The sequence below is a fragment of the Arthrobacter sp. Ld5 genome, from assembly GCF_051172775.1.
Taxonomy (GTDB): Bacteria; Actinomycetota; Actinomycetes; order Actinomycetales; family Micrococcaceae; genus Arthrobacter_D.
On record NZ_JBPKBO010000005.1, the window covers coordinates 198,805 to 223,018 of the forward strand.

The window sequence follows — 24,214 nt, forward strand, 5'->3', positions numbered from 1 at the left end:
CGCACCGGACCGGGAGTCAGAGGAAGATGTCGGGAACCAGCCGGCCCTCCGGCGCGCCGAGACTGTACGGGGCCAAATCGGTGATGCCCTCCTCGCGCAGCACCTCCTCGTCGGTGTAGAAGTTCCCGGTGCAGGAGCGCGAGGGACGGACGAGGAGGGCGTGGGCAGCGTCGGCGACGATCTCCGGGCTGCGGGCCGCCTGCACGAGGGTGCTGCCGCCGGGCATGTTGCGGATGGCGGCGGTGTCGATCAGGGTGGCGGGCCACAGCGAGTTCACGGCCACGCCGTCGTCCTTGAGTTCCTCGGCGAGGCCGAGGGTGGTCAGGCTCATCCCGTACTTCGCCATGGTGTAGGCCAGGTGCATCCCGGCCCACTTCGGGGCGAGGTTCAGGGGCGGGGACAGCGTCAGGATGTGCGGGTTCCGCGAGCCGCGCAGCGCGTCGAGCGCGAACTTGCTGAGCATGAAGGTGCCCCGCACGTTGATGTCCGCCATGAGGTCGTAGCGCTTCATGTCCAGGTCGGGGGTCTTCGACAGGTCGATCGCGGAGGCGTTGTTCACGACGACGTCGATGCCGCCGAACGCCCGGACGGTCGCCTCCACCGCGGCCGCGACGTCGTCGTCGTTCCGGACGTCCCCCACGATCGGCAGGGCCTTGCCGCCGGCGGCCTCGATCTGCTCCGCCGCCGTGTACACGGTGCCCTCGAGCTTCGGGTGGGGCTCCCCCGTCTTGGCCATGAGAGCGACGTTCGCGCCGTCGCGGGCGGCCCGGAGGGCGATGGCCAGGCCGATGCCGCGGCTTCCGCCGGACATGAGGATGGTGCGCCCTGCGAGCGTCGTCGGGGCCTGCGGTTGGTGCGCTTCGTTGCGTTCGGTCATGGCTCCACCATATGCAGCGGCGGGCCCCGGACCGACCTCGACGCACCGATGTTACTCGCGGGTAACATCGACGGCCCGGCTAAGCGATGACGGCGGAAACTGTAGACGTCCTACAACGGCGACCCCGAGGATCCTCACTAGACTGGGGGAAACGCGCCGCCCGTTGTCGGAAACCTCCAGTCGCGGCTGGGGCTCCTGCGGCGGTGTCCGCCTTCCCCGACCCGCCGACCGGAGTATTCATGCATCAGGACCTGCAACCCGACCTCACCACGACGGCCGGGAAGCTCGCCGACTTCCGGAGGCGCAAGGAGCTCTCGGAACAGCCCTCGGGTCCGGAGGCGATCGAGCGGCAGCATGCCCGCGGCAAGAACACGGCCCGCGAGCGCATCGACCTGCTCGTGGACGAGGACTCCTTCGTGGAGTTCGACGCACTCGCCGTGCACCGCTCCACGGCCTTCGGCATGGAGAGGAAGAAACCCCTGGGGGACGGCGTCGTGTCCGGGTACGCGACCGTCGACGGCAGGCTGGTCGCCGTCTACAGCCAGGACTTCACCGTCTACGGCGGCTCGCTGAGCCAGGTGAACGGGGAGAAGATCGTCAAGGTGCAGGAATTCGCGCTGCGCAACGGCTGCCCCGTGATCGGCATCAACGACGGCGGCGGCGCGCGCATCCAGGAGGGCGTGGCGTCGCTGGCGATGTTCGCGGACATCTTCCGGAACAACGTCCACGCCTCGGGTGTGGTCCCACAGATCTCCCTCATCATGGGCCCGTGTGCGGGCGGTGCGGCCTACTCCCCCGCGCTCACCGACTTCGTGGTGATGGTGGATAAGACCTCGCACATGTTCATCACCGGGCCCGACGTCATCAGGACCGTGACCGGCGAGGACGTGGACATGGAGACACTCGGCGGCGCACGGCAGCACAACTCGACGACCGGCACCTCCGCCTACCTCGCCACGGACGAGGCCGACGCCATCGGCTTCGTCCGCGAACTCCTCGACTTCCTGCCGTCCAACAACCTCGCGGAGGCGCCGCTCACGGCCTTCGTCGAGGAGCTCGAGGAGACGGAGGAGGACCTCGCCCTCGACACGCTGATCCCCGACGCCGCGAACCAGCCCTACGACATGCACGCCGTCATCGACGCCGTGGTGGACGACGCCCATTTCCTCGAGATGCAGGCCCTGTACGCGCCGAACATCATCACCGGCTACGCCCGCGTGGAGGGGCACACCGTCGGGATCGTCGCGAACCAGCCGTTGCAGTTCGCCGGGACCCTCGACATCAACGCCTCGGAGAAGGCCGCGCGCTTCGTGCGCCACTGCGACGCCTTCAACATCCCGATCCTGACCCTCGTGGACGTGCCGGGCTTCCTGCCCGGCAAGGACCAGGAGTTCCAGGGCATCATCCGCCGGGGGGCGAAGCTGCTCTACGCCTACGCGGAGGCCACGGTGCCGAAGCTCACGGTCATCACCCGGAAGGCCTACGGCGGCGCGTACATCGTCATGGGTTCGAAGAAGCTCGGCGCGGATCTCAACCTCGCCTGGCCCACGGCGCAGATCGGCGTCATGGGCGCGCAGGGCGCCGTCAACATCCTGTACCGCGGGCAGCTCAAGGCCGTCGCCGAGGCCGGCGGGGACGTCGAGGCCGAGCGTGCCGACGTCGTCCGGCAGTACGAGGAGGAGCTGCTCAACCCGTACCAGGCGGCGGAACTCGGGTACGTGGACGCCGTGATCGCGCCGTCCGAGACGCGCCTGCAGATCGTCCGCGGACTCCGTGCCCTGCGCGACAAGCGCTCGGCCAACCCGGCCAAGAAGCACGGGAACATCCCGCTGTGACCGGCCCCGAGTCCCAGGAGGACGGCGTGGCGGCCGCTGCGTCGGAGGAGGACGCCACGGTGCTCTCCGTGGTGTCCGGCAACCCCACCGACGAGGAGCTCGCGGCGCTCACCGCCGTCGTCGTCGCCCTGCAGGACAGCGGCACCGAGGACGACGGCCGGCGCCACGGGCGGTCCTGGGTGCGGCGCGCACTGCTGCGCCTGGGCCCGACGCCGGGCCCCGGGTCATGGCGGCGCAGCGTCCGCTGACGCCCAAGGCGCCCGCGGCGCCCGCAGCGCCCGTGGTGCCTCAGCGCGGGTCGTCGACCGTGCCGAGGAACAGTGGCAACCCGGTGTCCTCGTGGATGATCTGGTAGCCGAAGGGCCGATCGAAGGAAATCACGACCTCGGGAGGGACCGGGGCGCTCGTCATCATCGCCAGCTGGGTGACGGCGGCGGCGATGGTCCCCTTCTCGGCGACCGTGATGGTGGCGGCCTGGGCAGCCCCCGAGACGCGGAGCCCGGGACGGATGGCATCGAAGTCGGCACCCGCCCCGACGATCCGCTCGAGCCCCAGCCGGACCAGCACCGGAAGCAGGTCCAGGGCGCTGCCGTGGTCCCACGTCGGCAGCGACAGATCCACGCGGATGCTCTCTGCGGCATCGAGTCCGTCCGCGATCCGGAGCAGCCCGCGCTCGTCCCAGGCGGGCGCGACGCCCTCGGCGGGCAGGACGAGCCGGAGGAAGAACCCGCCGCCGTAGGGCAGGTCGACGCCCTGCCAGCCGCCGTCCCCGGCGTAGCGCACCCAGCGGTAGCCGTGCATCATCGGCACGAAGACCCGCGTGCCGTCCACAAGGGTGAAGGCGTCCTCGCCCGTCCCGGAGGCATCGAACGGCTCGTCCCAGGCCGCGGCGAAGTACACGGCGTTCAGCAGGGACACCTCCGTGTCAGGGCCGACGGCCAGCGGCGCCGTCGCGACACGCCCGCCGGTCTCCCTCCGGACCCAGTCGTCGATCTGCCCGGGCGTGGCCGGATCGGCGAAATCCACGGCATGGACACCCGCGCCGTAGTACCGGGCGAGCGTGTCGAGGAACGCCTCGCCGATCGCCCCGCCCTCGGGGACGAAGACCGCATTGGCGAGGTGCACCAGCGGCTGTCCGGGGGGATCCTCCTCGTCGACGTCCACGGGGTCACCGTCGAAGTACTGCAGCGTCGTGAGGAGCGCGTCCATCGCCGCATGGTGCTCCTCCGGGAGTCCGAGGACCGTGTCCAGAGCCGACGCCGTCGTCGTGCCCGCACCGGCGCGCAGCATCGACAGGGCGTGGAGCGCACTGACCGGGCTGCAGACCTGATTCCCGGTCGGGCCCGCGAGAAGTGCCGCCCCGAGCCGGAAGGCCGTGCGGCGGAGGGCTTCCTCCGCCTCGGGGAACCGACCCGGCTCGACGATGACGCGCGCCATCCGCGCTCTGGACTGCTTCATGGGATCCCCCTCGCGTGATGCCCCCACGGTAGGCGCGGGCCCGCCGAAAGACCATGGGCGCGAGGCATCTCCGACTGCGGCGCCGCGTCCTGGCTGCCGTGAGCGGCGGTATGCGCCGGCGGTTCCTCGCAGGCTCTGTTCGGGTAGGCGGACCTCTTGACCATATACCCCCCAGGGGTATATGTTCGGTGGCACCTGAGATAGCTGCCTCCCCGATGCGGAGGACCCAGCTACCCGCCAGACGGGACGCCGGAGGAGAAGCACCATGAGCACGAACAAGCACGTTCATCCGCAGGACCACACCGGGGCGGAGCCGACGCACGGTCAGGCGATGCCCGCCGATCAGCCCCGCTCGGCCCTTTCCGCTGAAGAACACGCCGCACCACGCGGTGCCGGGCACGACGTGGACGACGATCACCAGGTCCATTCCCACGGCGAGCACGCCGGCCATTCGACGGCGATGTTCAGACAACGGTTCTGGGTCAGCCTGGCGCTCACGCTGCCCGTCCTGGCGTTCAGCCCCATGTTCACCATGCTTCTCGGGACCATGCCGCCCGAGTTCCCCGGATCCAGCTGGATCGCGCCGATCCTCGGGACGGTCATCTTCGTCTACGGCGGTGCCCCGTTCCTGAAGGGCGGAGTGGCGGAGCTCAGAGCGCGGCAACCGGGCATGATGCTGCTGATCGCCATGGCGATCAGCGTCGCATTCGCCGCCTCCTGGGTCACGACCCTGGGCATCGGTGGTTTCGACCTCGACTTCTGGTGGGAACTGGCGCTGCTGATCGTCATCATGCTGCTCGGGCACTGGATGGAGATGCGGGCCCTCGGCTCGGCCGCCGGCGCCCTCGACGCCCTGGCCGCGCTGCTCCCCGACGAGGCGGACAGGGTCACCGCCACCGGGGTGGAAACCGTGCCGGTCAGCACCCTCAGGACCGGCGACGTCCTCCTGGTCCGTTCCGGGGCGCGCGTCCCGGCGGACGGGAGGATCGTCGACGGGACCGCGGAGTTCGACGAATCGATGATCACCGGGGAGTCCCGCACCGTCTCCCGCGGTGTCGGCGAAACCGTGGTCGCCGGCACCGTGGCGACCGACACCGCGGTCCGCATGGAGGTCACCGCCGTCGGCGCGGAGACCACGCTCGCCGGCATCCAGCGCCTGGTCGCGGAGGCACAGGAATCCTCCTCGAAGGCCCAGGCCCTCGCGGACCGGGCCGCCGCACTGCTGTTCTACTTCGCACTCGGCGCCGGCATCCTGACGTTCATCACCTGGCTGCTCCTCGGGAGCCCGGACGACGCGGTGATCCGGACAGTCACCGTCCTCGTGATCGCCTGCCCGCACGCACTCGGCCTCGCCATCCCCCTGGTCATCGCGATCTCCACCGAACGCGCCGCGAAGGCCGGGGTGCTGATCAAGAACCGGATGGCCCTGGAGCGCATGCGCACGGTCGACGTCGTACTGTTCGACAAGACCGGGACCCTCACCGAGGGCCGGCCCGCAGTCACGGCGATCACCGCCGTCGACGGCGTTCCGGACGCGGAACTGCTCGCCCTGGCCGGCGCCGCGGAAGCGGACAGCGAGCACCCCGTGGCACGGGCCATCGTCGCCGCCGCGCAGGCCGACCCGGCCGCCGTCGACCTCGCCCGCACCGGAACCGGGTTCAGCTCCCTGACCGGCCGCGGCGTCCGCGCCACCGTCGACGGCCGGGACGTGATGGTGGGCGGACCCAACCTGCTCAGGCACCTGGGCCTCGACACTCCCGCGGGCATCGAGGGCACCGTCCGGGCCTGGATGGATCGCGGCGCGTCCGTCCTGCACGTCATCAGCGACGGCGCCGTGATCGGTGCGCTGACGCTCGAGGACAGGGTCCGTGAGGAATCCCGTGCCGCCGTGACCGCCCTGCGGTCCCGCGGCGTGAAGGTCGCCATGATCACCGGCGACGCCCGGCAGGTGGCCGACGCCGTCGGAGCGGACCTGGGGATCGACGAGGTGTTCGCCGACGTCCTGCCGAAGGACAAGGACTCGAAGGTCGCCGAGCTGCAGGCGCGCGGCCTGCGGGTCGCGATGGTCGGAGACGGCGTCAACGACGCCCCGGCCCTCGCCCGCGCCGAGGTGGGGATCGCGATCGGCGCGGGCACGGATGTCGCCATGGAATCGGCGGGCGTCGTCCTGGCGGGCAACGACCCACGATCGGTCCTGGCGATGATCGACCTGTCGCGCGCCAGCTACCGCAAGATGATCCAGAACCTGGTCTGGGCCACCGGGTACAACCTGCTGGCCGTACCCCTCGCCGCCGGCGTGCTGGCGTTCGCGGGGATCCTCCTCTCGCCCGCCGCGGGCGCGGTTCTCATGAGCGTGTCCACGATCGTCGTCGCCCTCAACGCACAGCTCCTGCGGCGGATCGATCTCCGCCCCGAGCGGTTCGGGACGCCCTGACCAGTGGCTACGCTGGAAGCACCACCAGGCCACCATCCCGTCGGGGAGCCGGGATCGCGGAGCGAGGGAGGGACGAGACGATGACAGGGAATCGCACGATGCGCGCATTCCTCCTGGCGCCGCCGCGCACGGCCCTCGCCTTCCTGCTGACCTTCGGTGGGCTGTGCGCCGTCATCGTCGGGATCCTCGCGATGCACGTCTGGATCGGGGGACACGGCGCGGCGCCCCACCACACCGCTGACGCAGTGGCCGCAGCGGTCCCGGACAGCGCCGTGCCCCTGCACCACACCCACGCTTCGGCGCCCGGCCCGTCCTCGGACGCGGGGATGGTCGTGGCGGCCGCCTCCGTCCCCGTGGATCACGCCGTCCTCGGCGGCTGCGGTGGAGACTGCGTCGACGAGATGATGCTGGGCGTGTGCGTGCTGGCGATGATCGTCGTCGGTGTCGCAGGTCTCCTCATGCCTGCCGGCCGCGCCCTCCTGTCCGCGTCGGGCCGGCGAGGCCCTCCCGCACCGTCCTGGGTATCCCGGCCCGCTCCTACTCCTTCACTGACGCAGCTCTGTATCAGCCGCACGTAGGATCCGCGGCCCGCACCACTCGCAGTGCCATGGCCGCATCCGACACCCGCGCCTCCACCGAGGGCACGGACGACAGCTGACCACACTCCGTATCGAAGGACCTGAGCATCATGAAGCGACACCTTTCCCTGGCCGCGCTGACCCTCGCGGCCGCCCTCACCCTCTCCGCCTGCACGGGTGGAGCCGACACGGGCACCGACGCAGGAACCGGCACTGGAACCACGACCTCCCCCACGTCACCATCACAGTCACCGTCACCGTCCAGCGCAGGCACCGTGTCCGAGGAACACAACCGGGCGGACGTGATGTTCTCCCGGATGATGATCCCGCACCATGAGCAGGCGGTGGAGATGAGCGAGCTGATGCTCGCCAAGGACGGCATCAGCCCCGAGATCACCGACCTCGCGACGAGGATCAGGGACGCCCAGGGGCCCGAGATTGAGACCATGCAGGGCTGGCTGGACACCTGGGACGACGTCGGGCCCGACGGCAGGGACGGCCACGGCATGGGAGACATGCACGACGGACCCATGGGCGGCATGGAGGGCATGCTGAGCGACGACGAGATGGCCGAACTCGACCGCGCGGAGGGCACGGAGGCGACGCGCCTGTTCCTCGAGTCCATGACGGTCCACCACGAGGGGGCGATCGACATGGCGCAGGACGAGATCGAGGACGGCGAGAACCCGGACGCGATCGAACTGGCCCGGACCATCGTGACCACCCAGCAGGCGGAGATCGACGAGATGGAGGCCCTGCTCGCCTCCCTCTGACCGGCCCGGACGCCCTGTTGCGCGCCGGCGGGCGCGGACCTACCCTCGGCGAGTGGAGGACGAGCGCACACGAACCCCCGAGGATCTCTTCGCCGGATTCCCGGACGGCCTTGCGATCTGCCGCACCGTCCAGGACGCCGTCTCCCGGCTCGGCGGGACCTCGATGACCACGACGAAGAGCCAGATCGCGTTCGGGCGTCGTCGGGGGTTCGCGTACGTGTGGCGGCCGGGCCAGTACGTCGCCAGCGACGTCCCGGCCGTGCTGTCCATCGCGCTCCCCCGCCGGGTCGACTCCGCCCGTTTCAAGGAGGTCGCCCACCCGTCGGCGACGGTGTGGATGCACCATCTCGAGATCCACGCGCCCGACGAGCTGGACGCGGAAGTGCTCGGCTGGCTGGCGGACGCGTACGCGAACGCAGGCTGGGGCCCGCCCGACCCGCCGTCCACTCGGTAGCCTCCGGCAACGTTCTGCGGCTAGGCTCGGGACGTGACCCACGACACCCCAGCCCCCACCCCGTCCCCCAGCGAGCAGCCCGCACGGCAGTCCACGGCCATCGACGCCGTCGCGACGTCGTACTACGAGACCCTGCTCGAGCTGATGCCCAACTTCGCCACCGAGCTGGGGCTCCCCGGCCACGAGACGGAGTACCAGGACTACTCGCCCGCCGGCATCGAGGCCCAGGCCGAAGCCGCGCGCAGCACCCTGCGGCGACTCGACGACCTGCAGCCCGCCGACGACGTCGACACCGTCACGCTGGACGCCATGCGGGAGAGGCTCGGACTCGCCCTCGAGATCCACGAGGCCGGCCTCGACTACGCCGAGCTGAACAACATCGCGTGCCCCGCCCAGAACATCCGCGCGATCTTCGACCTCATGCCCACCGCCACCGCGGAGCACTGGGACCACATCGCCGGTCGCATGGCGAACGTGCCCGGGGCGATCGACGGCTACATCTCCTCACTGCGGGCCGGACGCGAGCGCGGCCTGGTCGCCGCGCGCCGCCAAGTCGCCATCGTCGTCGAGCAGTCCACCAAGTACGCGGAGGACGGGGGCTTCTTCGACACCCTCGGCGGGACCGCCACGGCGGACGACGGCGAGCTGCCCGAGGCGGTCCGCGACCGGCTGCGCTCCGGCGCCCTGGCCGCCCGCGGCGCCTACCGCACCCTGGCGTCCTTCCTGCAGGACGACCTCCTGCCCTCCGCCCCGGAGAAGGACGCCGTCGGCCGCGACCGCTACGCGCTGATGTCCCGCGTGTTCCTCGGGTCCGCCGTCGACCTCGAGGAGACGTACCAGTGGGGCGTCGAGGAACTCGACCGCGTCATCGCCGAGCAGGAAGCCGTGGCGGACGAGATCCGCGAGGGGGCCTCGATCGAGGAGGCCATCCGCATCCTCGACGAGGACCCCGCCCGCCAGCTCCACGGCACCGACGCGCTGCAGGCCTGGATGCAGGGACTCTCGGACAAGGCGGTGGACGCCATGGCCGGGGTCCACTTCGACATCCCGGACGTGATGCGGCGCCTCGAGTGCAGGATCGCACCGACCAACGAGGGCGGCATCTACTACACCGGCCCCAGCGACGACTTCTCGCGCCCCGGTCGCATGTGGTGGTCCGTCCCCGAGGGCGAGGACTCCTTCACCACCTGGAAGGAGACGACCACCGTCTACCACGAGGGAGTCCCCGGGCATCACCTGCAGATCGCGACGGCCACCTACCAGCGTGCGCTGCTGAACCCGTGGCGCCGCAACGCCATCTGGGTGTCCGGGCAGGGCGAGGGCTGGGCCCTGTACGCGGAACGCCTCATGCAGGAACTCGGCTTCCTGTCCGATCCGGGCGACCGCCTCGGCATGCTCGATGCCCAGCGCATGCGCGCCGCGCGCGTGGTGTTCGACATCGGCGTCCACCTCGAACTGGAGATCCCCGCGCGCTGGGGCGAGGGCACCTGGACGCCGGAGAAGGGCTACGACTTCCTGCGGAAGAACATCGCCATCAGCGAGGGGCAGCTCAGCTTCGAGTTCACCCGCTACCTCGGCTGGCCGGGACAGGCGCCGTCCTACAAGATCGGCCAGCGCCTCTGGGAGCAGGTCCGCGACGAGGTCCGGGCCGCGGAGGGCGAGGCCTTCGACCTCCGCACCTTCCACACGCGGGCCCTCAACCTGGGCTCCGTGGGACTCGACACGCTGCGCCGCGCCCTCGTCTCCTGACGTAGACGTTCGTCACAGGCGGACCGGGGTCCTCCCCCGGTCCGCCCGCCAGGACGGCGGCAGGCCGCGGAAGTACCGCGGCACCGGGCACGACGCCGGCCCGGCGGCACGTAACATTCCGCAACACCCGCTTCGCCTTGGTATACGTCCGTCCCTAGAGTTTCGGGCGTGTCTACTGAAACCAGCTCCACGCCCACCCGGCGCAGGCTGCCCCGCTGGGCGACCTCCTTCGGACCGCAGATCATCGCCGCCCTGGTCGTCGGGCTGGCCCTCGGCCTCGTCGCCAAGTACACGGGGCACACCCAGGAGACGCCCAACGGCCTGGGCACCACGCTCGCCACGCTCGGCTCGAGCTACGTGGCCCTGCTGCGCGCCGCCGTCGTCCCCCTGATCTTCACCGCGGTCGTGAGCTCCATCGCGAACCTCCGCGCCGTCACCAACGCCGCCCGGCTCGCCGGCCAGACCCTGCTGTGGTTCGCCATCACCGCCCTGATCGCCGTGGTCATCGGCATCACGCTCGGCGTCCTCTTCCAGCCCGGCGCCGGCACCGACGCCACCCAGCCCGCCGAGTACACCGGCAACACCGGCAGCTGGTGGGCCTTCCTGACCGGACTGATCCCCGCGAACTTCCTCGGCCTCCAGGCCTCGTCCGCGGTCGCCGAGTCCGGGTCCGTCAGCACGTCGCTGAACTTCAACGTGCTGCAGGTCCTCGTGGTCGCCGTGGCCGTGGGCATCGCCGCCCTGAAGGTGGGCAAGCAGGCCGAACCGTTCCTCGCCGTCAACGCCTCCGCCCTCGCCGTCATCCAGAAGGTCCTCTGGTGGATCATCCGGATCGCGCCCCTGGGCACCGTCGGCCTGATCGGCAACGCCGTCGCCGTCTACGGCTGGGACACCATCGGCTCGCTCGGCAAGTTCACGTTGGCCATCTACGTGGGCCTCGCCCTCGTGCTCTTCGCGGTGTACCCCGTGCTGATCAAGGCGCACGGGCTGTCGGTCAGGCAGTACTTCTCGGGCGCCTGGCCCGCCATCCAGCTGGCCTTCGTGTCCCGCTCGTCGGTGGGCACCCTGCCGCTCACGCAGCGCGTCGCGGAACGCAACCTCGGCGTGCCCCGCGGGTACGCCTCGTTCGCCGTGCCCCTGGGCGCGACGACGAAGATGGACGGGTGCGCGGCCATCTACCCGGCGATCGCCGCGATCTTCGTGGCCCAGTTCTTCGGGATCGACCTCAGCCTCACCCAGTACCTGCTGATCGCGCTCGTCTCCGTGCTCGGCTCCGCCGCGACGGCCGGGACCACCGGCGCCGTCGTCATGCTGACCCTCACGCTCTCCACGCTGGGACTCCCCCTCGCCGGCGTCGGCCTGCTCCTCGCCGTCGACCCGATCCTCGACATGGGCCGCACCGCCGTCAACGTGGCGGGCCAGGCCCTCGTCCCCACGATCGTCGCCCGCCGCGAGGGACTGCTCGACCTCGACCTCTACAACGCCCGGCGCACCGGCGACCCGTTCGCCGACGACAGCGTGACCGGCGCGGCCGACGCCACCGGCCCGGCCGCGAACGACGGCATCTCGGCGTCCGTGGCGCGCTAGAACCGGTCCGCGGCATCGACGGCCCGCCCCCGGCACCCGCCGGGAGCGGGCCGTCGCACGTTCCGGCTAACGATTAGGCGCCGTTCGGGGCCGTGGCGGCGCTTTCTCCGGGAGGCGGGAGGACGATAGGGCTCCCTATCCAGTTCGACCAGGTGGTGCGCCATGAAGAAATCGCGCATGACGGGGAGACTCTCCGCCACACTCGCCGCCCTCGCCCTCACCGCAGGCCTCGGCCTCGCGGGAGGACCTCCGGCATCCGCCGCGTACTGCGGCATCACGTGGGGCTCGACGGCGAAGGTCGCCACCTCCACGAACAATCCAGCACCCATCACCAACGTCCGTGCGGGCCGGCACGTGTGCTTCGACCGGATGGTCGTCGACGTGCGGGGACGCGCGGCCGGGTACAACGTCCGGTACGTTCCCCAGTACACCGGGATCGCCTCCGGCCTGCCGATCCCGCTCCGCGGGGGTGCACGCCTGTCCGTGACCGTGGTCGCCCCGGCCTACAACAGTGCGGGGCAGCCCACCTACCGGCCCGCCAACCCGCGGGAGCTCGTGAACGTCGCGGGCTACTGCACCTTCCGCCAGGTGGCCCTCGGCGGAAGCTTCGAGGGACGCACCAGCTTCGGGCTCGGCGTCCGGGCGCGCCTGCCCATGCGGGTCTTCGTCCTGCCGGGACCCGGGGCCGGGTCGAGGGTGGTGATCGACGTCGCGCACCGCTGGTGAGCACCCCTGGCGGCACGTCGGCGCCTAGGCTTGGTGCATGACCCTCCGCCTGATCCTCGCCTCGAAATCCCCTGCCCGCACCCGCCTCCTCGACGACGCCGGCATCCGGCACTCGGTGCTCGTGTCCGACGTCGACGAGGTGGCCGTCGCGGCCTCCTACGGCGACCTCGACGCGCACGACACCTCGCTGCTGCTGGGGCGCGCCAAGGCCGAGGCCGTCGCGGCCCTGGCGGAGGCCGATGGTGCCCTCGTCCTCGGCTGCGATTCGGTGTTCGAGTTCGACGGCGAGGCACACGGCAAGCCCTACGAACCCTCGGTGGCGATCGAGCGCATCAGCCGCATGCGCGGGCGCTCCGGCGTCCTGCACACGGGCCATTGGCTCGTCGATGCGCGGGACGGCGGATCCGGGGCCACCGTCGGGGCGGTCTCCTCGGCGACCGTCCACTTCGGTGCAATGTCCGACGCCGAGGTGGAGGCGTACGTGGCCAGTGGCGAGCCCCTGCACTGCGCCGGGTCGTTCACCATCGACGGCCTGGGCGGCGCCTTCATCGAACGCGTCGACGGCGACCCGCACGCCGTCGTCGGGCTCAGCATCTCCACGCTCCGGGCCCTCCTCCACGCGGCGGGCGTCTCCGTGACGGACCTCTGGGCACCGGCGGCCGCGTTGTAGGTTCCCTACAAAGGATCGTCACACAACACTCCCCTTCGACACGATCCATGGGCGGAAGCCACCAAACCCGGCTAGGCTCCGACGAGAGAAGAAGGAGTCCACACCCCCATGAGCCAGACCCCCCCAAGCCCGTCCGCGCCCACCGCCGTACACGGTCGCAGCGCCACTACCGACCCCGGGCTCCACCGCCGGGTGACGAAGGTCCTGGTCGCCAACCGGGGAGAGATCGCCGTCCGGGTCATCCGCGCCGCCCGGGACGAGGGGATCGCGTCGGTCGCCGTGTACGCGGAACCGGACCGGGACGCCCTGCACGTGCGCATGGCCGACGAGGCGTTCGCGCTGGGAGGGGAGACCGCCGCCGACTCCTACCTGGTGATGGACCGCATCCTGGACGCCGCGAAGCGCAGCGGCGCCGACGCCATCCACCCCGGCTACGGCTTCCTGTCGGAGAACGCCGGATTCGCCCAGCGGGTCCTCGACGCCGGCATCACCTGGATCGGCCCGTCCCCGCGCTCCATCGCGCAGCTCGGCGACAAGGTCCAGGCACGGCACATCGCGCAGCGGGTCGGTGCGCCGCTGGTCCCGGGCACCAAGGACCCGGTCGGGTCGGTACAGGAGGTCATCGACTTCGCCTCCGAGTTCGGCCTCCCGATCGCGATCAAGGCTGCCTTCGGTGGCGGAGGACGCGGCATCAAGGTGGTCCGCAACTCCGAGGAGATCCCCGAGCTGTTCGATTCGGCGGTGCGTGAGGCGACGGCGGCCTTCGGGCGCGGCGAGTGCTTCGTGGAACGCTTCCTCGACGCCCCGCGCCACGTCGAGACGCAGTGCCTCGCGGACGCGCACGGGAACGTCGTGGTCGTCTCCACGCGCGACTGCTCCCTGCAGCGTCGCAATCAGAAACTCGTGGAGGAAGCACCCGCCCCCTTCCTCTCGGCGGACCAGAACACCCAGCTCTACGAGGCCTCCAAGGCCATCCTGCGCGAGGCGGAGTACGAGGGAGCCGGGACCTGCGAGTTCCTCGTGGGCCGGGACGGCACCATCTCGTTCCTCGAGGTGAACACCCGGCTCCAGGTGGAGCACCCCGTCTCCGAGGAGGTCACCGGCCTCGACCTGGTGCGCGAACAGTTCCGCATCGCCCGCGGCGAGGAACTCGGGTACGGGGACCCCGAGGTCCGAGGCCACTCGATCGAGTTCCGCATCAACGGGGAGGACGCCGGGCGCGGCTTCATGCCCGCACCGGGCACCGTCCAGAGCCTCACTCTCCCGACCGGCCCGGGCATCCGCGTCGACTCCGGCGTCGAGGCCGGCGAGGTGATCGGCGGCAACTTCGACTCGATGCTCGCCAAACTGATCGTCAGCGGGGCCACCCGCGAGCAGGCCCTGCAGCGCGCACGCCGGGCCCTGAAGGAGATGGTCGTCGAGGGCATGCCGACCGTCCTCCCGTTCCACGCCGCTGTCGTCGAGGACCCCGCGTTCGCCCCCGCGGACGGCCCCTTCTCGGTGCACACGCGCTGGATCGAGACGGAGTTCACCAACACCATCGAACCGTGGAAGGGACCGGCCGACGCCACCGCGGACGACGACGCCCGCCAGCGCGTCACCGTGGAGGTGGGCGGGCGCCGCCTGGAGGTGGTCCTGCCGTCCTGGTTCGGTGCGACGTCGAACGGCAAGTCCGCCGCGCCGGTGAAGTCCAAGAAGTCCTCGCGCGCCCGGGCCGGCAAGACGGCCGTCAGCGGCGACGAACTGACGTCGCCCATGCAGGGAACCATCGTGAAGGTCGCCGTGTCCGACGGCGACACGGTGGCCGAGGGCGACCTCATCGTGGTCCTGGAGGCCATGAAGATGGAGCAGCCGCTCACCGCCCACAAGGCGGGCAGGCTCTCCGGCCTCCTGGCGAAGCCGGGAGACACCGTGTCCGCCGGTTCCGTCCTCGCCACCATCGGCGACTGACGGTCACCGACCTGCCCGGGGGCGGCCGGCAGCGCTAGCCGCCCTCGTTCCCCTTGCCGTTCCCGGGAGGGTTCTTCGCCGCCCGCTCGGCGACCTCCCTGGCCCTCTCCTCGGCCTTGCGCTGCTGCTCCGCGACCTTCTCGGCGGCTTTCTCGCTTCGGTTCTCGCTTTGATTCTCGCCGGACTTGCCCGCGGCCTTCTCGCTCGACTTCTCGCCGTTCCTGCCCGCGTCCGCGTCGTCCGCGTCGCCCTTCGTGCCCGCGTCCGCGTCGTCCTCGCCGTCGTCGTCCGGGCCGTCGTCGTCCGGGCCGTCGGCGCCGTCGTCGTCCGGGACGGGAGCGGGCGCCGGCGCCGGGGGTGCGTCGACCGGCGCGGGCTGCGCAGGAGGTGCGGGGGCCGGCGTCGTCTGCGCCGGGGGCGGATCCACCGGGACGGGCTGCGCCGGGACGGGCTGCGCCGGAACGCCGTCCGTCACCACCGGCGCCGGGTCGTCCACAGGCGCCTCGGACGGCTCCGGCGTCCCGCCGGGGGCCTGCCCGGCGTCGAGCGAGGCGATCACGGCGTCGATGCGCATGCCGATCAGCGCGGCCCGGTTCTCGGTGAGGCTGCCCTCGCTGCGCGCTCCGTCCACGTCGTCCTTCAGCCCCTCGGCCAGGGCGATGGCGCCGGTCGCGTCACCCGCGGCTGCCGCCGTGGCGATGGCACGGACCTCGGCCTGGAAGTCCCCGGCCACCCCGGCATCGAGGGTGTCATCCGCACAGCCGGAGAGGACGAGCGTCGCACCGATCAGGAGGGGCAGCACCTGCCTGCGGATACCCCTCATTGCTGCACGCTGTCGTAGAGTTCCTGCAGTTTCTCGCCCGTCTCCCCGGGTACTGCCGGCAGGGGTGGGACGTCGGAGTCCTCCTCGGGGGCGGTCGTGGCGGTGAAGGTCCACAGCGCGGCGGCCAGGAGGCCGACGACGAGCAGTGCGACCAGCCAGGGGACGACGTGCCGGCGGCGTCGGGAGGGACGGGCGCCCGCGGTCGGCCGGAGCGATCCCGCCGCGGTGCCGGGCACCGCGGTATCAGTACCCGCAGGAATAACGGCGGCTGCCGGGGCAGCAGTGGGCGGCGCCTCGGGCCGCTCCGCCTCGGATGCCGCACGTTCGGGGGGCATCGCCGTCGTCCGTGACACCCCGGCGGGCAGCACGACCGTCGCGGCGTCCCCGCGGTCGTGCTGGGAGCCCATGGCCGTCAGGGCCTGCACCACACGGGCGGCATCCGGCCGGTCCTCCGGGTCGTCGAGCGTCATGGACACCAGGAGCGAGGACAAGGCCGGCCCGGCTGCATGCGGGATGGACGGGCTGCGGTGCAGGCGCGCGAGGGCGCTCTCCACGCCGGTCCCGGGGAAGGCGCGCTCCCCCGTCAGGGCCTCGATCAATACGAGGCCGAGGGAGTAGACGTCCGAGGGTCGGCCGACGCCGTCGCCCCGTGTCTGTTCGGGGCTGAAGTAGGCGGCGCTGCCGATCACCTGCCCGGTGGCGGTCATCCTGCTGCCGTCGAAGAACCGGGCGATCCCGAAATCGGTGAGGAGGAAGCGGAAGACGCCGCTGTCGGCATCCGCCTGCCGGGTCAGGACGTTCGAGGGCTTCAGGTCGCGGTGCACGATCCCGCGCCCATGGATGTACTGGAGTGTCCGGGCCAGATCGAGCCCCATCAGGCGGACGTCCTCGGCCCCGAGCGGGCCACCGGAGCGCAGCAGTACGCCCAGGTCCGGGCCGTCGACGAGTTCCATGACCAGGTAGGCGTCGTCCCCGATGCGGTCGCCGCGGTCCATGTCGAGGACGCGGACCAGGCCGGGGTGGTCGAGGCCGGCGAGCATCCGTGCCTCCGCGGATCCGCGGTCGATGCCGTCGGAGATGCCCGGCCGGAAGAGCTTGACGGCGACGTCCCGCTCGAGCCTCGTGTCCCGGGCCGAGAAGACGTCCGCCATTCTGCCGCTGCCGACGCGCTCCCCCAGGGCGTACCGCCCGGCCAGTGCCTGCTTCTCCAATGCCACCCGCTTCCACTACCCCGCTGTGCGGCTTCCGGGCGCCCGCGATCGGGGCGCGTCCGGAAATTAATAAGCCGACTGTGCATCAAGTGTACGGGGCTGGCCGGTTTCGGCCGAAAGCGGTGGGATCGTGCACGCGTTCTGGGACCAGGGGGCGTGTCGCGGCGGGACACGCCGCCGATCGGGGCCTGAGTGCGGCCAATGCCGCGCAGGAAGCCGCAGCCGGAGGCGCGCAGGAAGCCGCAGCCGGGGGGCGGAGGGAGGTACGCCCGGGAACGACGACGGCGCCGCACCCGGGTGGATGCGGCGCCGTCGGACGGGCGGTCGGGGATCAGGCGACGTTGTTCTCGTAGTCGTGGTCCCGGGTCTCCCGTGAGACCCAGAGGGCGATGAACGTGGCGACCGCGGCGACGCTCAGGTAGGCGCCCACCAGCACGGTGCTTCCGCCCGCCGCCTGCCACAGCGCCACGGCGACGAAGGAGGCCGGGGCGGCGCCGATCATGCTCGAGACGTTGTAGGCGACGGCCGAGCCCGTGTAGCGGACGTTGGCGGGGAAGAGCTCGGGCAGCACGGCGGCCATGGGACCGAAGGTGAGTCCCATGAGGATGAAGCCGATGATCAGCAGCACCATGGCGCCTCCGGTCCCGGCGCCGAACAGGGGCGCCCACAGGAGCCCGAAGACGGCGATGCCCACGGTGGTCGCGAGGAGCATCTTGCGCCGCCCGTAGCGCTCGGCCAGCGGGCCGGACACGAGCGTGAAGATGCCGAAGAACACGACGCCGATGATCAGCATCCAGAGGAAGTCGGTGCGGTCCATGCCCAGGCCTGGCACGAACGCCGAGGCCTGCGCGTCGGTGAACTCCTTGCCGGCGGCTACCGCCCGCGCCTGCGCCTGCTCCACGCTCGACGGCGCGGTGCCGTAGGTCAGGGTGAAGGCGGTCATGAAGTAGAAGAGCACGTAGGTGGCGAACATGATGAACGTGCCGAGGATCAGGGCCCGCCAGTGCAGGCGGAAAGTAGTGCCGAGCGGCACCTTCACGACCTTGCCCTCGGTCTGGACCTTCTGGAAGGAGGCGCTCTCGATGAGCTTGAGCCGGACGTAGAGGCCGATGATGACCATGACGGCGCTCAGCAGGAACGGCACGCGCCAGCCCCACTCGAGGAACTCCTCGGGGCTGAGGACCGTGCTGAGGAGCACGAACAGGAGGTTGGCCAGGATGAACCCGATCGGCGCGCCGAGCTGCGGGAACGTCCCGAAGATCGCACGCTTGCCCTCGGGGGCGTTCTCGGTAGCCAGCAGCGCCGCGCCGCTCCACTCACCGCCCAGGGCCAGTCCCTGGAGGAAGCGCAGCACCACGAGCAGCAGCGGGGCCAGGAACACCCAGCCGTCGTTCGTGGCGGCCGGGAGCAGGCCGATCAGGAACGTCGCGATACCCATGGTGAGCAGCGACGCCACGAGGGTGGCCTTGCGGCCGATCTTGTCGCCGAAGTGACCGAAGACGATGGAGCCGAGGGGCCGGGCGACGAACGCGACACCGAAGACGGCGAAGGAGCTGAGCAGCTGGTTCGCGGAGGTCTGGTTCGGGAAGAACAGGGCCGGGAACACGAGCACCGCGGCCGTGGCGTAGATGTAGAAGTCGTAGAACTCGATCGTCGTCCCGATGAGGCTGGCGAAGATCACCTTGCCCCGGGAGTTCAGCGGTTTGGTGGTTCCGCCGGCACTGGCGGCTGTGGAGGAGGTCATAGGCGTCGGCTTTCTTGAGACGAGACGCAGCCGTCCGGGCCTGTGGCCGCGGCAGCACGGCGTCCGTGCAACAGGTGAATGCCAATATCTGACCACCGGTGTCCAGCAGGTGGATAAGTCTGTCCACCATGTGGACAGCGGGAACTGCCCGAGGTCAGATGTGCACGTGGAGGCGGCGTGCGGCTTCAGAGATGGACCCGGTCAGCGACGGGTAGACGGTGAACGTGTTGGCGACGTCGTCCACGTGCAGCTTCTTCGTCACCGCGAGTGCCAGCGGGAAAATCAGCTCGGACGCCCGGGGGCCGACGACGACGCCTCCGATGACGGTGCCGGAGCCCTTGCGGGAAATCACCTTCACGAAGCCGTCCTTGACGTTCATCATCTTGGCCCGGGCGTTGGTGTGCAGGGAGAGCTTGACGACGTCCCCCTGGTACCGGCCGGACTCGATGTCCTCCTCCGTCACCCCGACGGTGGCGATCTCCGGGGAGGTGAAGATATTCGAGGCGACCTGCTTGAGCTTGATGGGGCTCACGGTGTCGCCCATCAGGTGGGCGATGGCGATCCGGCCCTGCATCGCCGCCACGGACGCGAGCGCGAAGACCCCGGTGCAGTCGCCGGCGGCGTACACGTTGGGCGCCGTGGTGCGGGAGACGCCGTCCACGGTGATGTGCCCGGACTCGTTGACGGCGACCCCGGCGGCCTCGAGGCCGATCCCGGTGGTGTTGGGGACGGCGCCGACGGCGACGAGGCAGTGGCTGCCCTCGACGGTCCGGCCGTCCGCCAGGCGCACGAGGACGCCGCCGTCCGTGCGGTCCACCGCCTCGGCGCGGGACTTGGACAGGACGGTCATGCCGCGGTCCTTGAACACGCCCTCGAGGACCTCGGCGGCGTCGGCGTCCTCGCCCGGCAGCACGCGGTCGCGGCTGGAGATCAGGGTGACCTTGGAGCCCAGGCCGTTGTAGGCGCTCGCGAACTCCGCCCCGGTGACACCCGACCCGACGACGATCAGGTGGTCCGGGATCTCCCGGAGGTTGTAGAGCTGCGTCCAGTTGAAGATGCGTTCGCCGTCGGGCATGGCGCTCGGCAGTTCGCGGGGCGTGGCGCCGACCGCGAGGAGCACGGCGTCGGCCTCGACGATGCTCGTCACGCCCTCGGAGGTCACCTCGAGGCGGTGGTTGTCGAGCAGCTTCCCGCTACCGATGACCACGGTCACGCCGAGGCGTTCCAGGGTGGCCCGGATGTCGGAGGACTGCTCGACGGCGAGCTTCAGGAGCCGCTGGTTGACCTTGTCCAGGTCCGCGTAGACCTTGCTGTCCTCGGAGAACCGGACGCCGAGCCCGCTCGCGTCCATGAAGCGCGTCATGGTGTCCGCCGTCGCGATGAGGGTCTTGGACGGCACGACGTCCGTGAGGACCGCCGACCCGCCGAGGCCCTGGCGCTCCACGACGGTCACCTTCGCGCCGAGCGATGCCGCGACGAGCGCCGCTTCGTAGCCGCCGGGACCGCCGCCCAGGATCGCCAGGCGCAGGGAACTGAAATCGAGTTGGTTGGTCACCGACCCATCATCGCCCATGCCACTGACGCGCGGGAAATAGAGGGTAAGTTGTAGCGGTGACTTCTGATCCCTTTGACCTGGCCCGCGACGCCGCCGGCCACATCGCCCGCGTCACCGGCATCGACCGGCACGACACCGCGCTCGTCCTCGGCTCCGGGTGGGGGGAGGCCGCCGAGCTCATCGGCGAGACCACGCACACCCTCGACGCCGCGGACATCCCCGGCTTCTCGGCGCCCGCCGTCGTCGGCCACACCGGCACCATCCGCTCCGTCCTCACGCCCGCCGGCAAGCGCGCGCTGGTCCTCGGTGCCCGCACGCACTTCTACGAGGGCAAGGGGGTGCGGGCCGTGGTGCACGGCGTCCGCACCGCGGCCGCGACGGGTGCGACGACGATGATCCTCACCAACGGGTGCGGCGGGCTGCAGGAGCACTGGCAGCCCGGCACCCCGGTGCTGATCAGCGACCACATCAACCTGACCGCCACCTCGCCGCTCGAGGGCGCGACGTTCGTGGACCTCACGGACCTCTACTCCCCGCGCCTGCGCGAGCTCGCCCGCCGCGTGGACCCCACCCTCGAGGAGGGCGTGTACGCACAGTTCACGGGCCCCCACTACGAGACGCCGGCCGAGGTGCAGTACGCCAAGCGCATCGGCGCGGACCTCGTGGGCATGTCCACGGCGCTCGAGGCCATCGCGGCCCGGCATGCCGGGATGGAGGTCTTCGGCCTCTCCCTCGTGACGAACCTCGCGGCCGGGATCAGCCCCGTCCCGCTCAGCCACACCGAGGTCCTCGAGGCCGGCCAGGCGGCGGGCCCCCGCATCTCCCGCCTGCTCGCCGACATCGTCGCCACGCTCTAGCCGTCCGCCGCCGACCCACGTAAGGGACCCGCATGAGAACCGCCGCCCTGGACACCCTCCTCGCCGCCGCCGACGCCTGGGCGTCGGCCGACCCGGATCCGCGGACGGCGGAGGAGCTGAGGACGCTCGCCGGGCTGGTGCGTTCCGGCGACCCCGCCGCGGAGCGGGACCTGCGGGACAGCTTCTCGGGCCCGCTCCTGTTCGGCACGGCCGGGCTGCGGGCCGCCCTCGGCGCGGGCCCCAACCGCATGAACCGCGTCGTGGTCCGCCGAGCCGCCGCGGGAGTCGCCGCCCACGCGCTGGACCTCGCGGCCGGCGCCTACGCACCGCGCGCCGTCGTCGGCTTCGATGCCCGCCACAACTCGCGCATCTTCGCCGAGGAGACCGCGGCCATCCTCACCGCCGCCGGTCTCGAGACGTTCCTGATGCCCCGGGAACTGCCGACGCCGGTGCTCGCCTACGCGATCCGCGCCCTCGGCTGCGAGGTGGGCATCATGGTCACCGCCAGCCACAACCCGCCGCAGGACAACGGGTACAAGGTCTACCTGGGCGGGCGCGCCGTCGAGGAGGACGCCCGCGGCGTCCAGATCGTGGCCCCGCACGACGCCGGGATCGCCGCCCACATCGACGCCGTCCGGGACGTGACGCTCGCGGCCTCCGGCTGGACGGTCCTGCCGGACGCCATCGAGACCGACTACGTGGCCTCCGTCGCGGCCCTCGCCGACCCGACGATGACGGACCGCGACCTGAGGATCGTCCTCACGCCGCTGCACGGCGTCGGCGGCAGGACGGCCCGGGCGGTGCTGGCGACCGCCGGGTTCGACGACGTCACCGTCGTCGAACGCCAGGCCGAGCCGGACCCCGACTTCCCCACCGTCGCGTTCCCCAATCCGGAGGAGCCCGGCGCGCTGGACCTCGCCCTCGAGACCGCGGCGCAGGTCGGCGCGGACCTCGTCATCGCGAACGACCCCGACGCCGACCGCGTGGCGCTCGCGGCGCGCGAACCCTCCACCGGCGCCTGGCGCATGCTGCGCGGCGACGAGGTGGGCACGCTGCTGGGCCTGCACCTGGCGGCGCGCCTGGCCCCGGACACCGGGGCCGATGCTGCCGCCGACCGGCCCGCGGTCTTCGCGAACTCGATCGTCTCCTCCCGCCTGCTCGGCAGGATCGCCGCGGCCTCCGGCATCGACCACGAGCAGACCCTCACCGGGTTCAAGTGGATCGCCCGCGTCCACGACCTCTCCTTCGGGTACGAGGAGGCACTGGGCTACTGCGTGGCCCCGGAGCTCGTCCGCGACAAGGACGGCATCTCCGCCGGACTGCTGCTCGCCGAACTCGCGGCCGCGACGAAGGCCGCCGGCCGCACCCTCTTCGACCTGCTCGACGACGCCTTCCTGGTGCACGGCGTGCACGCCGCGGACCAGCTCTCGGTGCGCGTGGAGAGCCTCGGCCTGCTCGGGGACATGATGGGCAGGCTGCGGCAGGCCCCGCCGTCGTCCTTCGCCGGCTCCCCCGTGGGCACCGCCGAGGACCTCGCCGAGGGCTCGGCGCACCTGCCGCCCACGGACGGGCTCCTCTACCTCACGCAGGACGGGACGCGGGTCATCATCCGGCCCAGCGGGACGGAGCCGAAACTCAAGTGCTATCTCGAGGTGGTGGAACCGGTCGGCTCCGCCGCCGCACTCGGGGAGGCGAAGGAGGCAGCCCGCGTCCGCCTCGAGGCCGTCAAGCAGGACGTCGCCGCGGCCCTCGGGCTCTGACGTCCCGCCGAGAGGACAGAAAAGACCGGGTCGAGGCCCAGAACCCGGTCATTTCTGTTCTTTCGACGGGAGGAGGGACGCACGCCCGGTCGGCGCGACATGGAAAGATGGTGGGCATGCCTAACGACGTATCCCTCGCCTCCTCCATCGACCACACCCTGCTGAAGCCCGAGGCCAGCCGTGAGCAGATCCTCACGGTGTGCCGCGAGGCGGTCGAACACTCGTTCAAGTCCGTCTGCGTCAACCCGGTCTGGGTCAGCACCGTACGCACGGCGGTGAAGGACACCGGTGTCCTCACCTGCTCCGTCGTCGGCTTCCCCCTCGGCGCCACGACCACCGAGGTCAAGGTCTTCGAGGCGCGCGGCGCCGTGGCCGACGGCGCCGACGAGATCGACATGGTCATCAACATCGCCGCGGCACGCGCCGGGGACCGCGACCTCCTGGTCCAGGACATCCTCGCGGTCGCGGACGCCGTCCATGAGCACGGCGCCATCCTCAAGGTCATCATCGAGACCTCCCTGCTCACCGACGAGCAGAAGGTGCTCGCCTGCGAGGCGGCCGTCGAGGCGGGCGCGGACTTCGTGAAGACGTCCACCGGGTTCAACGGCGGCGGCGCGACCGTCGAGGACGTCGCCCTGATGCGGAAGACCGTGGGCCCGGACCTCGGTGTGAAGGCCTCGGGCGGGGTGCGGTCCCTCGAGGACGCACGCGCCATGATCGACGCCGGGGCGACGCGTATCGGGGCGAGCTCGGGAGTCGCTATCGTTAAGGGTGAACAGGGCGCGGAAGGGTACTGACACCCAGGACCGGCCCGACCAGCAGATGCACCAGCCCAGCAGTAGACCCGGCACGCACGAACGCAGTCAAGGAGACCCAATGTCACACGAAGCCAACGCCGAGAAGCAGCCCTCCCACGCCGGCGAGGGTCACCTCGTCGAGAACGTCGTGGTCTTCGTGCTCATCTTCGGCGCCTTCCTGCTGGGCATCTACCTGCTCAACTGGCTGACCCTGGAGACCGTCTGGCCGATGGCGGCCATCGTGGTCATCTCGTTCCTCGCGTTCTTCATCCCCCAGGGCATCCTCGGCCGTTCGGACACCGGGTACGACCTCGCGGAGGGCAAGAAGGCGGACGAGAAGCCGACCTCCGCCGCCGTCACCTCGTAGCGACGCCGC

At 71.1% G+C, this 24,214-nt stretch carries 21 protein-coding genes; 15 read left to right on the forward strand and 6 right to left on the reverse strand.

Annotated features, from left to right (window positions below; genetic code table 11):
- Positions 1 to 16: 16 nt before the first annotated feature.
- Complete coding sequence (locus tag ACSGDB_RS03485; protein ID WP_434992871.1) at positions 17 to 877, reverse strand: SDR family oxidoreductase; 861 nt, start codon at positions 875 to 877, stop codon at positions 17 to 19.
- 251 nt (positions 878 to 1,128) lie between these two features.
- On the opposite strand from ACSGDB_RS03485, the gene ACSGDB_RS03490 reads away from it, so the two are divergent.
- A complete protein-coding gene (locus tag ACSGDB_RS03490) occupies positions 1,129 to 2,712 on the forward strand; it encodes an acyl-CoA carboxylase subunit beta (RefSeq protein WP_434992950.1) in 1,584 nt (527 codons plus the stop codon).
- Positions 2,709 to 2,960: an acyl-CoA carboxylase subunit epsilon gene (locus ACSGDB_RS03495; protein ID WP_434992873.1), complete on the forward strand. Its 252-nt coding sequence runs from the start codon at positions 2,709 to 2,711 to the stop codon at positions 2,958 to 2,960. The genes ACSGDB_RS03490 and ACSGDB_RS03495 overlap by 4 nt, the downstream gene beginning before the upstream one ends.
- A gap of 40 nt (positions 2,961 to 3,000) precedes the next feature.
- Here ACSGDB_RS03495 and ACSGDB_RS03500 read toward each other — a convergent pair whose 3' ends face one another.
- Positions 3,001 to 4,170 (reverse strand): serpin family protein, encoded by a 1,170-nt coding sequence (locus ACSGDB_RS03500; RefSeq protein WP_434992874.1) that lies wholly within the window; start codon positions 4,168 to 4,170, stop codon positions 3,001 to 3,003.
- A gap of 265 nt (positions 4,171 to 4,435) precedes the next feature.
- Between ACSGDB_RS03500 and ACSGDB_RS03505 the strand changes: the two genes are divergently transcribed.
- From ACSGDB_RS03505 to ACSGDB_RS03545, 9 genes are all read left to right on the forward strand, one after another.
- Positions 4,436 to 6,604, forward strand: coding sequence for a heavy metal translocating P-type ATPase (locus tag ACSGDB_RS03505; RefSeq protein WP_434992877.1), 2,169 nt, complete (start codon positions 4,436 to 4,438; stop codon positions 6,602 to 6,604).
- A 98-nt stretch (positions 6,605 to 6,702) separates the two neighbouring features.
- Entirely contained in the window at positions 6,703 to 7,182 is a 480-nt protein-coding gene (locus tag ACSGDB_RS03510; protein ID WP_434992878.1) for a hypothetical protein, read from the forward strand.
- Between the two features lie 110 nt (positions 7,183 to 7,292).
- Positions 7,293 to 7,955, forward strand: a complete 663-nt coding sequence (locus ACSGDB_RS03515; RefSeq protein ID WP_434992879.1) for a DUF305 domain-containing protein — start codon at positions 7,293 to 7,295, stop codon at positions 7,953 to 7,955.
- Positions 7,956 to 8,007: 52 nt separating this feature from the next.
- Positions 8,008 to 8,409: a DUF5655 domain-containing protein gene (locus tag ACSGDB_RS03520; protein ID WP_434992880.1), complete on the forward strand. Its 402-nt coding sequence runs from the start codon at positions 8,008 to 8,010 to the stop codon at positions 8,407 to 8,409.
- Positions 8,410 to 8,442: 33 nt separating this feature from the next.
- Complete coding sequence (locus tag ACSGDB_RS03525; RefSeq protein ID WP_434992881.1) at positions 8,443 to 10,158, forward strand: DUF885 domain-containing protein; 1,716 nt, start codon at positions 8,443 to 8,445, stop codon at positions 10,156 to 10,158.
- 168 nt (positions 10,159 to 10,326) lie between these two features.
- Positions 10,327 to 11,745 (forward strand): dicarboxylate/amino acid:cation symporter, encoded by a 1,419-nt coding sequence (locus ACSGDB_RS03530; RefSeq protein ID WP_434992882.1) that lies wholly within the window; start codon positions 10,327 to 10,329, stop codon positions 11,743 to 11,745.
- 177 nt (positions 11,746 to 11,922) lie between these two features.
- The gene (locus tag ACSGDB_RS03535; protein ID WP_434992883.1) at positions 11,923 to 12,471 is read left to right on the forward strand and encodes an AMIN-like domain-containing (lipo)protein; all 549 of its coding nucleotides are present in this window, start codon (positions 11,923 to 11,925) and stop codon (positions 12,469 to 12,471) included.
- Between the two features lie 37 nt (positions 12,472 to 12,508).
- A complete protein-coding gene (locus ACSGDB_RS03540; RefSeq protein WP_434992884.1) occupies positions 12,509 to 13,141 on the forward strand; it encodes a Maf family protein in 633 nt (210 codons plus the stop codon).
- A 108-nt stretch (positions 13,142 to 13,249) separates the two neighbouring features.
- Positions 13,250 to 15,091 (forward strand): acetyl/propionyl/methylcrotonyl-CoA carboxylase subunit alpha, encoded by a 1,842-nt coding sequence (locus ACSGDB_RS03545; protein ID WP_434992885.1) that lies wholly within the window; start codon positions 13,250 to 13,252, stop codon positions 15,089 to 15,091.
- Between the two features lie 34 nt (positions 15,092 to 15,125).
- Here the strand turns inward: ACSGDB_RS03545 and ACSGDB_RS03550 are convergent, their stop codons facing one another.
- From ACSGDB_RS03550 to ACSGDB_RS03565, 4 genes are all read right to left on the reverse strand, one after another.
- Positions 15,126 to 15,914 carry a hypothetical protein gene (locus ACSGDB_RS03550; RefSeq protein ID WP_434992886.1) on the reverse strand — a complete coding sequence of 263 codons (789 nt, stop codon included), beginning with the start codon at positions 15,912 to 15,914 and terminating at the stop codon, positions 15,126 to 15,128.
- The gene (locus ACSGDB_RS03555) at positions 15,911 to 17,131 is read right to left on the reverse strand and encodes a serine/threonine-protein kinase (RefSeq protein ID WP_434992888.1); all 1,221 of its coding nucleotides are present in this window, start codon (positions 17,129 to 17,131) and stop codon (positions 15,911 to 15,913) included. Before ACSGDB_RS03555 ends, ACSGDB_RS03550 begins: the two co-directional genes overlap by 4 nt.
- A gap of 325 nt (positions 17,132 to 17,456) precedes the next feature.
- On the reverse strand, positions 17,457 to 18,869 hold the full coding sequence (locus ACSGDB_RS03560; protein ID WP_434992889.1) for an MFS transporter: 1,413 nt from the start codon (positions 18,867 to 18,869) through the stop codon (positions 17,457 to 17,459).
- A gap of 154 nt (positions 18,870 to 19,023) precedes the next feature.
- On the reverse strand, positions 19,024 to 20,424 hold the full coding sequence (locus ACSGDB_RS03565) for an NAD(P)H-quinone dehydrogenase (RefSeq protein WP_434992891.1): 1,401 nt from the start codon (positions 20,422 to 20,424) through the stop codon (positions 19,024 to 19,026).
- A 56-nt stretch (positions 20,425 to 20,480) separates the two neighbouring features.
- On the opposite strand from ACSGDB_RS03565, the gene ACSGDB_RS03570 reads away from it, so the two are divergent.
- The 4 genes from ACSGDB_RS03570 (at position 20,481) to ACSGDB_RS03585 (ending at position 24,205) form a co-directional block, all read left to right on the forward strand.
- Entirely contained in the window at positions 20,481 to 21,281 is an 801-nt protein-coding gene (locus ACSGDB_RS03570) for a purine-nucleoside phosphorylase (protein WP_434992892.1), read from the forward strand.
- A 32-nt stretch (positions 21,282 to 21,313) separates the two neighbouring features.
- On the forward strand, positions 21,314 to 23,041 hold the full coding sequence (locus tag ACSGDB_RS03575) for a phospho-sugar mutase (RefSeq protein WP_434992895.1): 1,728 nt from the start codon (positions 21,314 to 21,316) through the stop codon (positions 23,039 to 23,041).
- A 116-nt stretch (positions 23,042 to 23,157) separates the two neighbouring features.
- Positions 23,158 to 23,838, forward strand: coding sequence for a deoxyribose-phosphate aldolase (gene deoC, locus ACSGDB_RS03580; protein WP_434992898.1), 681 nt, complete (start codon positions 23,158 to 23,160; stop codon positions 23,836 to 23,838).
- A 79-nt stretch (positions 23,839 to 23,917) separates the two neighbouring features.
- Positions 23,918 to 24,205, forward strand: coding sequence for a hypothetical protein (locus ACSGDB_RS03585; RefSeq protein ID WP_434992899.1), 288 nt, complete (start codon positions 23,918 to 23,920; stop codon positions 24,203 to 24,205).
- Positions 24,206 to 24,214: the final 9 nt, after the last annotated feature.